General features: G+C 34.2%; 12 protein-coding genes and 1 pseudogene. 5 read left to right on the top strand and 8 right to left on the bottom strand.

All coding sequences use genetic code 11. From position 1 onward, the window contains the following. Positions 1-204 precede the first annotated feature (204 nt). Both CBP76_RS07875 and CBP76_RS07870 read left to right on the top strand, forming a co-directional pair. Positions 205-537 carry a PadR family transcriptional regulator gene (locus tag CBP76_RS07875; RefSeq protein WP_102196357.1) on the top strand — a complete coding sequence of 111 codons (333 nt, stop codon included), beginning with the start codon at positions 205-207 and terminating at the stop codon, positions 535-537. Then, positions 530-1189 carry a DUF1129 domain-containing protein gene (locus tag CBP76_RS07870; RefSeq protein ID WP_102196356.1) on the top strand — a complete coding sequence of 220 codons (660 nt, stop codon included), beginning with the start codon at positions 530-532 and terminating at the stop codon, positions 1187-1189. Before CBP76_RS07875 ends, CBP76_RS07870 begins: the two co-directional genes overlap by 8 nt. 194 nt (positions 1190-1383) lie before the next feature. Here the strand turns inward: CBP76_RS07870 and CBP76_RS07865 are convergent, their stop codons facing one another. Continuing rightward, the gene (locus CBP76_RS07865; RefSeq protein ID WP_166667225.1) at positions 1384-3102 is read right to left on the bottom strand and encodes an MFS transporter; all 1719 of its coding nucleotides are present in this window, start codon (positions 3100-3102) and stop codon (positions 1384-1386) included. A 148-nt stretch (positions 3103-3250) separates the two neighbouring features. Here CBP76_RS07865 and CBP76_RS07860 point away from each other — a divergent pair, with 148 nt between their 5' ends. After that, positions 3251-3811, top strand: a complete 561-nt coding sequence (locus CBP76_RS07860) for a TetR/AcrR family transcriptional regulator (RefSeq protein ID WP_102196354.1) — start codon at positions 3251-3253, stop codon at positions 3809-3811. A gap of 156 nt (positions 3812-3967) precedes the next feature. Here CBP76_RS07860 and CBP76_RS07855 read toward each other — a convergent pair whose 3' ends face one another. Together CBP76_RS07855 and CBP76_RS07850 are read right to left on the bottom strand one after the other, a co-directional pair. Then, positions 3968-4849, bottom strand: coding sequence for an SDR family oxidoreductase (locus CBP76_RS07855; protein ID WP_102196353.1), 882 nt, complete (start codon positions 4847-4849; stop codon positions 3968-3970). Between the two features lie 245 nt (positions 4850-5094). Further along, the gene (locus tag CBP76_RS07850; RefSeq protein WP_102196352.1) at positions 5095-5619 is read right to left on the bottom strand and encodes a MarR family winged helix-turn-helix transcriptional regulator; all 525 of its coding nucleotides are present in this window, start codon (positions 5617-5619) and stop codon (positions 5095-5097) included. Positions 5620-5768: 149 nt separating this feature from the next. Here CBP76_RS07850 and CBP76_RS07845 point away from each other — a divergent pair, with 149 nt between their 5' ends. Together CBP76_RS07845 and CBP76_RS07840 are read left to right on the top strand one after the other, a co-directional pair. Continuing rightward, positions 5769-6704, top strand: a complete 936-nt coding sequence (locus tag CBP76_RS07845) for an ATP-binding cassette domain-containing protein (protein WP_102196351.1) — start codon at positions 5769-5771, stop codon at positions 6702-6704. A gap of 18 nt (positions 6705-6722) precedes the next feature. Further along, positions 6723-7499: an ABC transporter permease gene (locus tag CBP76_RS07840; RefSeq protein WP_102196350.1), complete on the top strand. Its 777-nt coding sequence runs from the start codon at positions 6723-6725 to the stop codon at positions 7497-7499. A gap of 126 nt (positions 7500-7625) precedes the next feature. Here CBP76_RS07840 and CBP76_RS07835 read toward each other — a convergent pair whose 3' ends face one another. From CBP76_RS07835 to CBP76_RS07815, 5 genes and pseudogenes are all read right to left on the bottom strand, one after another. Beyond that, positions 7626-9821: a Tex family protein gene (locus tag CBP76_RS07835; RefSeq protein ID WP_102196349.1), complete on the bottom strand. Its 2196-nt coding sequence runs from the start codon at positions 9819-9821 to the stop codon at positions 7626-7628. Positions 9822-10380: 559 nt separating this feature from the next. After that, positions 10381-10584, bottom strand: a pseudogene (locus CBP76_RS13345) (helix-turn-helix domain-containing protein); the annotation flags it as partial. 9 nt (positions 10585-10593) lie between these two features. Further along, positions 10594-11124: a DUF2975 domain-containing protein gene (locus CBP76_RS07825; RefSeq protein WP_102196347.1), complete on the bottom strand. Its 531-nt coding sequence runs from the start codon at positions 11122-11124 to the stop codon at positions 10594-10596. Positions 11125-11402: 278 nt separating this feature from the next. Further along, a complete protein-coding gene (locus tag CBP76_RS07820) occupies positions 11403-13184 on the bottom strand; it encodes an ABC transporter ATP-binding protein (protein ID WP_102196346.1) in 1782 nt (593 codons plus the stop codon). Further along, positions 13181-14902, bottom strand: a complete 1722-nt coding sequence (locus tag CBP76_RS07815) for an ABC transporter ATP-binding protein (protein WP_102196345.1) — start codon at positions 14900-14902, stop codon at positions 13181-13183. Before CBP76_RS07815 ends, CBP76_RS07820 begins: the two co-directional genes overlap by 4 nt. Positions 14903-14946: the final 44 nt, after the last annotated feature.

The raw sequence follows: 14946 nt of genomic DNA, 5'->3' as shown, positions 1-14946 counted from the left end.
CGCGGATACGTGGTAGTCGCTTGCGACGAAGGTACGAACATTACCCTCCTCGATATTGGAAGTTAAATGAAGTTATCAACATTATAATTTCACCGATAAATATCTAGTCTAATCAATAACAAATGCTCACTAAGTTGCTTTACAACTTAGTGAGCATTTGTTATTCTATCTATGTAGTAAAACAACTTAGTTGGAAGTGACTATATGAAACAAACACAATTAATTAAGGGTGTTCTTGAGGGCTGTGTTCTCGGTATCATTATTCAAAAGGAGGTTTATGGCTATGAACTGATCGACGCACTTAAGAAAAATGGCTTTGAAAGTATCGTTGGTGGCACTCTATATCCCTTATTAGTAAAACTTGAAAAGAATGGTGATTTGCAGAGTATCGTTAAATCATCTCCAAATGGGCCCAACCGAAAGTATTATTCAATCACTGCTCAGGGAGTTTCATCTCTGCAGGAATTTAAACTTCAGTGGGCCAATTTAAGCTCGAACGTCAATCAAATTATGAAGAAGGTAGATACATTTGAATAAATCAAAACATTATCTTAATGAAATAAATCACTTGAAACAGAAGCTCAATCCAATCGACTTAAAATATTTTGATGATTTACAAGTATACATGACTACTAAAAATTTATTCTTCAATGAGGAAGTTATTTACTCGCAATTATTAAGCATGATTCAAGATTTATTGGATGCAAATGAGGACAACATTAATGCTGAATCTTTCTTCGGAAACAACCCTAAAACGATGGCACATGAGATTTTGAGTGAATTACCACATCCAAGGCTACGGGACCAAGGTTCATTTATTAGTTTAATCATTGGTATCAGTTGGTTTTGTCTATTACTCAGTGGACAAAATGATTCTCACGGAATGCAGCTAAATTCCTTAGCATTTATTTTAGTTCCTCTAATTGAGATTGGAATGACCTTTCTATTTATAAAATTGCTCCACTATTCAGTTTATCAAAGGCATCAAAGTATTTTTTATTTATTGAGTGGACTATTATTTGTTATTGGTACATTATTGATAGTTATAATTGTTAGAGTTCCGTCAATGGGATTTTCTATTTTAATACCTAGTCCATGGAACATATACATATTAAGTATAATTGTAATTATCAGCATCATATATTTAATTTATTCAATTAGAACTCATAAAAACAACACACAGTCATAATATTGTTATTATTGTTAAAATGATAATCCTGACTCTAATAAGAGAACCCATTTCGTCAAGGGTCGAAGTATAAATCCCATTGTCCGTAATTTATTACTTCTATACTTTTTATGTGTACCTGTATATTACAAAAACTACTAACCTAAAAAAGGCTAGTAGTTTTTTTGACTCTGAACAAAATATCTTTAATCTCTTCAATTATTCTTACGCTCAAAGATCATGATCGAAAAAATACTTGCTAAAACAAATGGCAACTCAAATTTATACAAATTAAGAAATGCATTCGTTAAGTGGTTGTGGAGATATGATCTAATATTTCTTGTCAATTTTCTCAATGTCGTATTCGTAGTTATTACTTTACGTTGTACTTTTGTTTTAACTTGTTCATGAATTTTCTGTTGTACAGCAATTGGCAATTGTAATTTCAATACTTGATTCTTCTCTTTAATGATCTGATCAGAAGCCTTTTCTACCATCTGATCTGTCTGACGCTTACTGATTTGTGGAGTTGTCTTAAAGTTATTTGATCCATTGTTATTATTAATTTGATTAGAGTTCATTCTAGAATGTATCTTGGCAATGAATTTATTTTGTAAACTTCCTGGTAATTCTGATTTTTGTATTTCACCAACTGAATAATTATAAGTATCTTTCTTCGCAGCATTAATGTTTCCATCCAATAATGACAAGAACAAAGCGATTCCGACAATAACTCCAATATTGCGAACAACATTCAAAACATTCTGCCCGGCTGTCAATCTTGATCCATCAAGATTTTTTACTGCAATTGACATTGCAGGCCCAGCGACAAATCCAATACCTAAGCCCAATAACACATCAATTAAGTACAATTGATCCCAATTGGACTCAACATTCAACTGGTTCAATAAAAATACTGAAGTTATAAGCATTATGATTCCAAAACCTATTAAAATCCGATTACTGATTTTTCCAATCAATCTTGTCGCAACAGGTGTAGCTATTAGCAAGGTTACTGACATTGGTGTTATTAACAATGCAGCATGTAGTTCCGAAGTATCCATGACTTTTGTCAAAAAGGTTGGAATAATTCCAATGAAACTAGACATTACAATAAATGCAATCAATAGCGCTACATTCGCTCCAATATAATTACGTTGTCTGAATAGATTCAATGGAACCAACGGGTCATCTGTTGTTTTCTCATGTATTACAAAAATAATAAATAAAGCCAATGATGATACTAAACAACTGATAGTTCCTAATGAACTCCAACCCCAATTTCTACCCTCAACAAGTGCCAAAGTTAAAAGTATTAATGTGATTGCGATAATAATAGAACCTAATAGGTCAATTTTTATTTGTTTAGTTGATTCATCTTTCATTGATAAAGTCATTAAAGTAATCATTAAAACAATTGCAACTATGGGAACATTTATGAGAAAAACCCAATGCCAACCGAAATACTGCGAAACAAATCCACCTATCGTTGGTCCAAGTGCTGCTCCCAGTGCTTGTGTTGCTGCCAAAATGGCAATAATTTTGGGACGTTGTTCCTTGTTTACCTGGTGAAATCCCAATATCATTCCAGATGGCAACATTATTGCTGCACCAATACTTTGTATAGATCTTCCAATCAATAAATTATTTAATGTTGTTGAAGTACCACTGACGATTGAACCTAAACCAAATATCAGTAATGCAATATTCAATAATTTAGTATGTCCAAATATATCTCCAATCCTGCCAAATGGAATTAAAAATGCTGCAAACAGAATCGTGTAGATATTAATTGCCCATGATAAATTAGTCAAAGACACATGTAAACTTGATTGAATTTCGGGAATTGTAATATTCATAATATTTGTATCTAAAATAACCAAAAAACCAGTTATCGACATTGCTAAAATAATTAATCTTTTTTTCAAAGTCATTATCATTTTCACCTCTGAAATATTCAATTTTATTTTTTGATACAAGTATGTCTTACTGATACACTTGTATCAACACAGTTAGTATTGAATATTTAAAGAACTAAAGATACTTAACAACCCTACTTTTTATAAATTTGAGGTAAATGTAATGAATAGAGACAAAACTAATAAAAATGTAACACGTATGCAAAAACAAACGAGAACTTGGATAAAGGATGCCTTGATGCAACTACTTAAGAATTACTCTTTTGAAGACATAACCATTAAACAAATAGTTCTTACGGCAGAGATATCACGACCAACCTTTTATCGAAATTATGATTCAAAAAAGGCGGTTTTAGATGATACTTTGAATGATTTAACGGAAGATTATTACTCTAAATTCAGACAATCAAATATTACCAACTTACATGACTTGTTAATGTTTTGTTTTAATTATTTTGAAAACAATCACGAATATCTAAGTATCATGATTGCAGCACATTTAACCAGTTATATAACCGACAAGTTCACTATCGAATTTGCCGAAAAACTTAATGATACTCAAACCTGGCGTGAATGGAAAACTCCTCTACAAAAACAGATTGGAGTACATTTTGCCTTCTATGGATTTTTCAATATCATTATTTTTTGGATTGCCACTGGATGTAAAGAATCACCTGAAACCATGACTGATCAGACAATTGAAGTATTGCATAATTTAACATAAGTTTTAAATATAGAATTCATTTCTTTTTAGGCAATTGCAAAGACACATTATTAGTTGGGTTAAAAAAAGATTGCTGGCCTTATGACTAACAATCTTTCCTGTTGCTTTTAAAGTAAAAGAAATACATTCTACGGTCTGATAATAGACATAGATATTTCAATACGCCGAACTACTTATATCTGCTAACAAACCTGATTGTTTTGGACTCCATCCCAATGTTCTTTGCGTAATCGTGCTTGATGCTGAACAATTCATTAAATTAAGAAATGCCGTATTCCCAAGACTAACAGGATTATATCTCAATTTGAGAGGAACATTTAACTTTTTACCAATAGTACCTGCAATATCGGCCATGGCAATTGATTCATCACCAACAGCATTGAAGATACGTTCATCAGTCAGTGGATTTTCAAAACCGTACATAGTTGCCAAATAAAATAAATGAGCAGCGTCTAACCGGTGTACTGCACTCCAATTGTGTTGACCAATTCCCAGATATTCAGCTCTATGTATCTCTTTTGCTCTATCAATCATCATCTTGGTAAAACCTCTATCGCCTTTTCCGTGAACAGCTGGCGGTAAACGAACGACAAAAGCATTTGTACCCTGATTGATTAATTGTCGAGCCACAATTTCAGATTTCCTAGGGCTTACCAATTTGGACAATCCTTTATTTGATACCATATGTTCAGTTTGTGTATAATTTCTAATTCCCGTAGTTCCATAAGTAATAACCAGTGGCTTTTTAGTTCCTTCAATCGCTTGACCCATAGTCTGAATTGCTTCTTGATCCACTTTTCCAGACTTTATAAAATGATGAAAATCATTGTTAAATCCAAGATGTATTGTGGCATCCGATTGAGCGGCAGCTTTAGACAATACTTCCAAATCAGTCAAGCTACCATATATAGGTTGAGCACCCCAGCTAATTAATTTCCCAGCACTCGATTTTGAACGAGCTAATCCTAAAACATTGATTCCATTATCTATTAACTCTTTCACAACGGCACTTCCAACAAACCCTGTACCACCGGCTATAAATAATTTCGTTAGTAATTACCTCTTTATTAAGCTTTTCTATTGTGTCTATCCTACTATCATTTATTACTCAATAGAATCTACAAAGTGACCCCAATGTTGATTGTTTATACATTGGCTACCAAATAATTTATTGATAAATACTTTAAAGAATCAAATAATACCCAAAGATTGTTAGATATACACCAACAATCTTTGGGTATTATTTTTCGTTTTTGTAAATTATATATTTCAACAAATTAAAATTATTGATCCTTGCTATCCGTACGAATCTTCGTCAACACATGATTCAACATAAGCTGATGATATTTGTTATGCAATGTCGGATCGGCATCCTTGATATCAAGATACATTTGTCCATTTATTTTATCCAAAATATTATTAAATTGCTGTAATTCCTCGTCATTTAAAACCCTTAAATACTTTGGAATTATTTGCGTTCTCCTTTGAGTTTCCAAACGTCCCTCTTCAGTCAAACTAACGATAATAACACGCTTATCATTTGTAGATTTTCTTCTTGAAACAAATCCTCTTTTTTCAAGTTTACGAACAAACTCAGCTAATGACTGAGGCGTCATATTAAGTCTCTCGGCTAAATCCCTCTGTGACAAATCATCATTGTCAGATAATGCCAATAATATTTTCCCTTGACCTTGAAATAAGGTTTTATAATCATTTTTATGTTGCACATCATCTTCAGCGATATTCTGTAACATACCAAATTCAACTAATTTACCTGCAGTTTTCCCTTGATTAATTAAATCTGTCATAATTTCACAACCTCCATTTTTTATTATACTCGTTCTCAAGATTTAATTCAGGTACACCTGATAAAGTTCTTGCTTTTTAATCAGGTGCACCTTACAATATATTTTGTCAGGTACACCTGATTACTTTTTTACAAAAGAGGGTAATAAAAATGAACGATAATATTGCTATTAAAGTAGATCATTTATCCAAAACATTCACCAATCAAAAGGCCGTTGATAATGTGTCATTCACGGTTAAAGAGGGAGAAATCTTTGGGTTACTTGGACCAAATGGTGCCGGGAAAACCACTCTTCTTCGAATGATAACCACCTTATTAAAACCGACGGATGGTACCGTAACCGTTTTTGGTCATGATATTGAAAAAGATGACAAACTAGCCCGATCAACCTTTGGCGTGACGGGTCAATACGCTTCAGTAGATGAAGATCTTTCGGCAAAAGAAAATCTAATGATATTTTCCAGATTGAACGGGTTTTCAAAGAAATCATCCTTAGCACGCACAGATGAATTATTAAAAGAATTTTCACTTGAAAACAGTGCCGATAAATCAATTAAAGAATTCTCTGGCGGAATGCGTCGCAGACTTGATTTAGCTATTAGCTTAATTACTCGCCCTGCTCTTATATTCTTGGACGAACCCACAACGGGATTAGATCCACGGACTCGTTCTCAAATGTGGGACACAATCAGAAGTTTGGTTAAACAAGGTTCAACGATTTTCCTGACAACGCAGTATCTTGAAGAAGCTGATAAACTAGCCAATCGGGTCGCCGTAATCGATCATGGAAAATTGATTAAGATTGGTACTCCTGATCAATTGAAACATGATACTGGTGAATCAACATTGTCTCTAAAAGTCCTTGATGATAACAGCATTCATCAAGCAGCAGAAATTCTTCAGATTGAATTAAATTCCAAACCCCAAATCATTAATAACACAATCATTGTGAAGTTTAAAAACTCTGAACAAGCAATCAAAGGATTATTTCAATTAAAGAATTCTAAAATAAATATTTCCGATTTAATCATTCAGGAACCTTCTTTAGATGATGCATTCATGGCATTGACCGTAGGTAAAAATTAAAAAAGGAAGCAATTTATTATGGAAATCAAAAAAAATAGTGTCAATGTAATACAAAATATCATTACTATGACATATCGTAATTTATTAAAAACTTTTCACAATCCTGATCAACTTATGGATGTTCTGATTCAACCAATTGTATTTATGATTCTATTTGGTTACTTATTCGGAGGAGCCATTTCTGGCGGAGTTCATGCTTACCTCCCAATAATTGTTCCCGGAATTCTAGTGCAAACCATTCTCTCAGCCGCCTCTGGTTCTGGTACGCAGATTAGAGAAGATATGGAAACGGGAATTTTTGATAGATTTAAATCATTACCAATTGCACATGTCGCTCCATTAGCCGGACAGTTATTAGCGGATATTTTAAGATTAATTACTGCTACCATAGCTTCACTTACGACAGGCTATTTCATGGGCTGGCGTCCTAACGTCAACTTCGGATGGATCATCGTCATTACTTTACTTGCTATCTTTATTGGCTGGGCCATTTCATGGATCTACGCACTAATTGGATTACTGGCAAAGAGTGCTACTATGGTCGAAAGTATTTCTTTGATGACAATGTTATTGTTATCGTTCCTGTCAAATGCTTTCATCCCCATCCATACACTACCAAGAATCCTGCAAGTGATTGCTAATCTCAATCCGATAACTTATGTGATCACCGCTATTCGACAAATTTTAGCAACTGGAACTTTTCCAAATACCGCATGGATAGTCTTGTTGTTTGGTGTCGGGATCATATTAATTTTTGCTCCATTAACAGTTTGGGCATATGACAGACAAAGATAATTCCAACTAAAAAGAATCCATGAATTAAGATTTTAAAATCTTAATTCATGGATTCTTAGTTATCTAACCATTTATTAAATACTCTGCTTCTTAAATCCCTTCAAAACATGATAAAGATTGATAATTTTATTCTCTATTTTTCCGCATAGTCAGTTGAATTCGATTCCGATTCTCATCAACGCTAAGCACCCAAACAGTAACAATATCACCAATCGTCACAACAGTACTAGGATCACTAACAAAATGATCAGTTAACTGTGATATATGAACCAATCCATCCTGCTTAACACCAATATCAACGAATGCACCAAAATCAATAACATTTCTAACGGTACCTTGCAGCTCCATTCCAGGCTTCAAATCAGCCATAGTTAAAACATCCTGACGCAACAATGGCGCCGGCATATTATCACGTAAATCACGACCAGGTTTACTTAAACCAGCAATAATATCAGTCAAAGTTGATTCACCGATATCTAACTGCTTAGCCCATTTATCTTTATCTAACTTGTTTAATTTCTGTTGAAGTTCAGGTTTACCAATAACATCTGTTGTTTCACCAATGTCAGTCAATAATCTTCGAGTAACTGGATAGCTCTCTGGATGTATGTCTGTATTATCAAGTGGATCACTACCAGCAATGATTCTTAAGAAACCGACTGATTGTTGATATGCTTTTGGTCCTAATCGAGGAACAGACTTAAGATCTTGCCGTTTAGAGAAAGACCCATTTTCATTTCTAAACGTCACAATATTTTTAGCAGTTGTAGTAGTCAATCCTGAAATATGAGTCAACAATTCCGGACTGGCAGTATTTAAATTAACACCTACTTGATTAACCGCTGTTTCAACAACTCGGTCCAATTGCTCATCTAATTCTTTCTCAGGAACATCATGTTGATATTGACCTACACCAATAGCCTTAGGATCAACTTTAATCAATTCAGCTAATGGATCTTGCAAACGACGGCCAATACTAATAGCTGATCGTTCTTCGACATGCAAATCAGCGAACTCTTTACGAGCATTAGCGCTGGCCGAATAAACGGACGCTCCTGCTTCATTCACAATTACATAATAAACAGGATGGTCCATTGTCTTTAAAATTTCACTGACAAATTCTTCAGACTCACGACTAGCAGTTCCATTACCAATGGCAATCATTTGAACATGATATTTTTCTAATAATTGTTTAAATTCAGGACCCGCTTCTGCTCGCTGTTTACTACTTGCCGGCTTATGTGGATAAATAACTTGTTTTGCCAAAAAACGACCATTTGCATCCATAATAGCCAACTTGCATCCAGTTCGATAGGCTGGATCAAATCCCATCACTACCTTCCCCTTCAAAGGTGCTTGCATTAAAAGATGATACAAGTTATTACCAAACACTTGAATAGCATGGGCATTTGCTTGATCTGATAGTTGACGACGAAGTTCACGCTCAATTGCTGGTCCTAAAAACCGCTTGTATGCATCGGCAAATGATTCATCTACTTTATCCGCCGCTGACCCATGGTGTTGATGAACCAATCGAGAATGACCAAAACGCAAAATAGCGTCTGAATCTACATTAATTCCAACCGTTAGAATCTTTTCTTTTTCACCACGATTGATAGCTAAAATACGATATGGTGGTAATTTCTTTAACGTCTGTTGAAAATCATAATAAGTTTCATAAACTTGTTGTTCATCTTTTTCTTTGGCGCCACGCTTAACTTTGCTAGTTAATTCTCCATTCTGCCAAGTATAACCACGAATCCATTCCCGAAAATCTGCTCGATCACTGATATCTTCGGCCAAGATTTCATTAACACCAGCCCAAACTGAGTCTAAATCTGGCAAATCCTTATCTTCAGAAATAAAACTTTTTGCCTTAGCATCAAGTCCACGTTCGGGAAAGGTTAGCAACCACTTTGCCAATGGTTCTAAGCCTGCTTCACGCGCAATAGTAGCTTTAGTCCGACGTTTTTGCTTATAAGGAAGATATAAATCTTCAACTTGTTGCAATACGGTTGCTTGTTCTAGTTTCTTTTTTAAATCGGGCGTCAATTTATCTTGTTCCTGAATCAACTTTAGAACATCATTTCGACGTTGGTTAAGTTTCATTAGACGATTTGCTTCGTCTTCAATATCACGAATGGCAACCTCATCAAGTGTTCCTGTTCGTTCTTTTCGATAACGTGCAATAAAAGGCACAGTATTGCCCTCGTCTAATAAAGTCAATACGGCCTGTATCTGTTGTACTCGATATTGATTCAACTGCTGGTGAACTGGTTGAGCCAAATCGACCATGTTACTTTCTTCTTGCTTCGTTGCCATACGGGCCTCCAATTATTGATATTTTTTACTTGAATTATAAACGCGATTATTATTATACCATTGTTGAAGTTTTGAATTATTATCTAACTTACATAGTTAATCAACCTATTATCAACAAACAAAAAACTATAAACTTACTCAACAAAGAGTAAATTTATAGCCCTTTAACGTTTTATATAAACTAATCATACTTAACTGTGCTGCCAAATTTAAGTGGAACAAACCCATAATGATCATATTTTTCTAACACATTAGAATCAATTTTTTTCAATTGTGGTTCAATAAAATGATAAATATCACTATATTCAGTTGGCAATCCTGAAATACGATTCTTTATGTTCAAAGATAAATCTGCTTGCAGAATAGACGTTCTTAATCCAAGTAATATTTTAGTATAATCTTGATTATCATTTATTCTTTTAGAAAACTCAACTAATTGTACTCGAAAATTACTAAACTTAGGATCTTTGACATTATTATATGCCAAACTCAATAAATCCATTAATTGAGCTCTATTCTCAATCTCACTTTGTTTTTCCCCATACTTATTCATAATACTTTCTCCTTCAGAATGTTCCAAAAGATCACCAGGCTGACAATCCAATACGTCACAAATCTTATCCAAGGTAGCAAATCTTATTCCCTTAGCTTTGCCTGTTTTTAGAATAGATAAATTGGCTGGCGTTATTCCAATTGCTTTAGCCAAATCTTTTGAAGATATGCCACGTTTTACCATCATTAAATCAAGATTAACTTTAACCATTTAAATCACCTAAATTACTGTATTTGAATCTTTTTGTAAATCTACTCCATATTTAAAAACTAAATAAACTGTATATAAAATCGCCAAGAATATAACATAAACTCCTATTTGAGACCAAGAATTAGCAAAAATATTACTAATTGATCTACCAGTTCCATTCGCAAAAATGAACATACTAATTATATTGGCAGCCGTAAATATAATAATAGAAATTAACATTATTTTTATATTTGTTAAATTAGACTGTACAAAGAAATTTCTTTGATTGATATTATTCACTATTTTTCTTAATGAACTCATTGTTATTATTAAACAAATAAAAATAATAACTGCATTAATACAACCTAATACTAAAGAACCTTTTGTCAGATTTCCAGGCTCTAATACATATCTGTAAAATTCGCTTTTGTCATTCCCCGAAACTATAAACATCATAATAGCGGCAAAAACTACAGAGATGCCTCCTAAAGTGAACAGAGTTTGAGCAATAATCGTTAAAATAGATAATCCCTTTAAAACTAAACTATTTAAGCTTTTCATATTTAATCCCCCTCTTTACCTATATTGTACTACTTATATTAATTTATGTTAATCAATATCTAATTATTGTTTTACAATAATCAGAGCAAAAAATAAGAACAATGACCCCCATCTTGAAATCGTTGCTCTTATTTAAATACTTTTAATTAAAATATTTTGTTAGCATATTCTCAAGGCCAAACTATGTCAGTCTCAATTATTGTCAGAATAAATGTCTTATTTAGGAAAAATAAAAAAACTACCGATTTTTTACAATCAATAGTTTTTTATAATAATTATTAATCAGTAACCATCTGATTACGATAAAGGCCGGCATAGAAACCATCCTCCGCAAGCAAAGCCTCATGATTACCTTGTTCAATGATTGAACCATCTTTTAACACAACAATCTTATCTGCATTCAAAATAGTCTTCAATCGATGAGCAATAACAAAACTAGTTCTTCCTTGAATCACCCGATCCATAGCTGCCTGAATATTTGCCTCAGTAACAGTATCAACATTTGACGTTGCTTCATCTAAAATCAATAACTGCGGATTAGTCAAAATTGTTCTGGCAATCGACATCAATTGTTTTTGACCAGCAGAGAATACGCTTTGTTCATCGGAAACAAAAGTTTCATATCCATTTGGCAAACTAGTAATAAAGTCATGAATATTTGCTTGCTTTGCCGAATCGATCACTTGTTCCATATTAGCTTTAGGGTCTCCAAAACGAATATTATCAGCAATCGTACCTGAGAACAATTGTGGGTCTTGTAATACGATACCAACATTTTCACGTAAATCTTTCAAAGAAAAATCACGGATGTCCATTCCATCAATTGTAATTGAACCACTATCAACATCATAAAAGCGATTCAAAAGATTCATTACAGTAGTTTTACCAGATCCTGTCGGACCAACCAAAGCCACCATTTCTCCCTTATGAACTGAAATAGAAACGCCATGTAAAATTTCTTTTCCTGGTAAATAACTAAAATGAACATCATCAATTTGTAATTCATTTTTAATTCCTGATAATTTTTTACTATCAGCAGGTTCAACCTCATCAGGCTGATTCCTAACCTCATCAACACGGCGAGCACCAGTAATTGCCAATTGAATCATCCCATACAAACTAGTCAATGACATAATTGGTTGATAATACTGCTGCGCATAGTTAACAAAGACCACAACTAATGCCAAGGCTGCACCAGTTGATAATGTACCATTCAAGGCAAACCAAGAACCAAAGAAAATTACAATAGCTGTATTTAGCAAGGACATTCCCTGCATCAATGGATTCAACACACCTGACCAAATTTGACCAGACATAGCCGATTCTCGTACTTTTTGATTATGCTTCAAAAATCCTTTAACTGAATCTTTTTGTAATCCATTTGTGATGATAACTTTTTGAGCAGTAACCTGCTCATTGATATATCCATTCAAACGACCAATATCATCTTGCTGATGGTTAACTGCTACGCCGGCCTTTTTCATCACAACAGCAGCAATAATCAATGCTACCGGAGTTGACGCCATTGTCACCCAAGCCATAGTCGTATTCTGATTAAACATCACAATCAGCAAACCAATAAATTGGGCAACAGATAGAAAGATTTCAATCAAGGCCTGGTTCAAGGCATTAAAAATATTATCCAAATCAGATGTATAGCGAGCTAGAATATCTCCATCACTATGGGAATCAAAGTACTGTACTTGCATACGTTGCATCTTACGAAAGAGACCCACACGCATGGTACCAGTTGAATAAGCCGTGATCCTAGCTAGAATCATACTAGCTATAAATAAAGTCCCAGCATCTCCTAGATACAATCCTAAATAAACTAATAACGTTTTATGAAAAGTACCTAAATTAGCACTTGAACGAGTGGCAACATTACTCCAATGTTGCAAATACGTTGTTAGCTCTGAAACCGCTCTACCAAGGTATGTCGGAGCAATAACAATACATGCTGTAGATATACCGATCAATATCGCCGTCATAGCAAAGCCAAACCAGTATCGCTTAAAATAGTGCCAATAATACTTACTTGCATTCTTTAAATCGCTCACGACATTCCCTCCTCTCGTGCCTTTTGTGTAAGATAGATTTTCTGATATACCGAATTACTATCTACCAATTCCTTATGATTACCGTTTCCAACAATGCGTCCATTATCCAAAACCAGGATTCGATCAGCACGTAGAATTGATGAAATTTTTTCTGCAATTACTACAGTTGTTGTCTCAGTTAAATCTTTATCCAGTGCTTCTTGAACTAATTTTTCAGATTGTGCATCCAAAGCTGAGGTAGCATCATCCAAGATCAATATTTTGGGTTTTGCAATAATTCCACGTGTAATTGACAATCGTTGTTTTTGACCCCCAGAAAAGTTCGATGAACGTTCCTCAACTGGCGCATCATAAGTCAAAGGTAAGCGTTCGATAAACTCAGATGCTTGAGCAATATTTGCAGCCCACTGCATCTGACTAGTAGTGGCATCAGATTTTACCTGACGTAAGTTGGCCGAGATCGTGCCTGAGAATAATGTGGAACGTTGTAATACATAAGCTACCGTTTCACGTAATGATTCTTCTGATAATTGTTTTACATCTGTCCCACCAACTTTAATAACCCCTTCATCTGGATCATATAATCGAGCTATCAACTGCGCCAAAGTTGTTTTACCAGAACCAGTTGCACCAACAATACCTATCATTTCTCCAGCTTTAACAGTGAAACTAACATCTTCTAATGTAGGAGAATCATCTCCTGGATAAGTAAACGTTACATGATCAAACTCAATATCACCAGCAACTGGTTTTGAATCTCCTTTAACATAAGTCATGCTAGGATCAGTTTCCATAACCTCATCAATTCTTCCTAATGAAATATTAGCTCTTGAGGCCATGATCATTAAGAAGCCACCATTAATTACTGCAAAAAGAATTTGCATTAAATAAGAAATAAAACTAGTAATAGCAGCTAAATATGTTGGATGAACTGTGACATTTTGACCCACAATATAAATAGCTATTACAACAGCAATATTAGCGGTTAAGAAAAATGCTGGCATCAGAATGGCAAAATTATAACCAATCTTCGCTGTAACTTTGGTCAAACGATCAGATGCTTTTGAAAACTTAGAAATTTCGTGTGGTTCTTGAACAAAAGATTTCACCACCCGAATCCCCATCAAATTCTCACGAGCTACTGTATTGACATCTTCAATATATTGTTGAGTTTTTGCAAAATAATTACTCATTTTTTTGTATGAATACCAACTGACACCAAGTACAATCGCCATCATTGCGATAAGTACCCACCATTGTTGCGGCATTGTAACCATCGCTAAGATAAAAGCTCCAATAAATAATAGTGGAATTCGACTTATCTGTTGAAAACCGGCCATAACGATCTGTTGCACTTGATTAATATCATTTGTCATTCTAACCACTAAATTAGAAGCGGAGAACTTCTCGACATCTGCATAGGCAAAGGTTTGAACCTTACTGTATAAATCTGCACGCAAATCGGTAGCTACGCCCAAAGCAACGTGTGCTGAATAAATAGTATTGACGACTCCAGCTATAATTCCAATCACAGCCAAAATAATCAAAATTATTCCTTGTTGGAAAATGACATTCTTGTCTCCCTTTAAAATTGCATTCATAATTACTTGCAATAAACGTGGTTGCCAAAGCGTTGCAAAAACTAAAGCAATAACTGACACAATTGCAATATATGCGTCCTTTCGATAACGCTTAATATAAGGCATTAATACTTTCATTAGATACCCCCTTTTGTTTGAGTCTCAATTTCCGTTAAAAAAAG

The sequence above is a fragment of the Companilactobacillus nuruki genome (assembly GCF_002872255.1).
GTDB classification, from domain to species: domain Bacteria; phylum Bacillota; class Bacilli; order Lactobacillales; family Lactobacillaceae; genus Companilactobacillus; species Companilactobacillus nuruki.
The sequence above is the reverse complement of the archived record's forward strand: the minus strand, read 5'-3'. Positions and strand labels throughout refer to the sequence as shown.

What these genes read in the sequence shown, in the direction of transcription:
- CBP76_RS07850 (WP_102196352.1), bottom strand. Translation starts at nt 5,619, where the DNA reads ATGACAGATTTAATTAATCAAGGGAAAACTGCAGGTAAATTAGTTGAA.
- CBP76_RS07845 (WP_102196351.1), top strand. Translation starts at nt 5,769, where the DNA reads ATGAACGATAATATTGCTATTAAAGTAGATCATTTATCCAAAACATTC.
- CBP76_RS07865 (WP_166667225.1), bottom strand. Translation starts at nt 3,102, where the DNA reads ATGACTTTGAAAAAAAGATTAATTATTTTAGCAATGTCGATAACTGGT.
- CBP76_RS07815 (WP_102196345.1), bottom strand. Translation starts at nt 14,902, where the DNA reads ATGAAAGTATTAATGCCTTATATTAAGCGTTATCGAAAGGACGCATAT.
- CBP76_RS07825 (WP_102196347.1), bottom strand. Translation starts at nt 11,124, where the DNA reads ATGAAAAGCTTAAATAGTTTAGTTTTAAAGGGATTATCTATTTTAACG.
- CBP76_RS07840 (WP_102196350.1), top strand. Translation starts at nt 6,723, where the DNA reads ATGGAAATCAAAAAAAATAGTGTCAATGTAATACAAAATATCATTACT.
- CBP76_RS07835 (WP_102196349.1), bottom strand. Translation starts at nt 9,821, where the DNA reads ATGGCAACGAAGCAAGAAGAAAGTAACATGGTCGATTTGGCTCAACCA.
- CBP76_RS07860 (WP_102196354.1), top strand. Translation starts at nt 3,251, where the DNA reads ATGAATAGAGACAAAACTAATAAAAATGTAACACGTATGCAAAAACAA.
- CBP76_RS07875 (WP_102196357.1), top strand. Translation starts at nt 205, where the DNA reads ATGAAACAAACACAATTAATTAAGGGTGTTCTTGAGGGCTGTGTTCTC.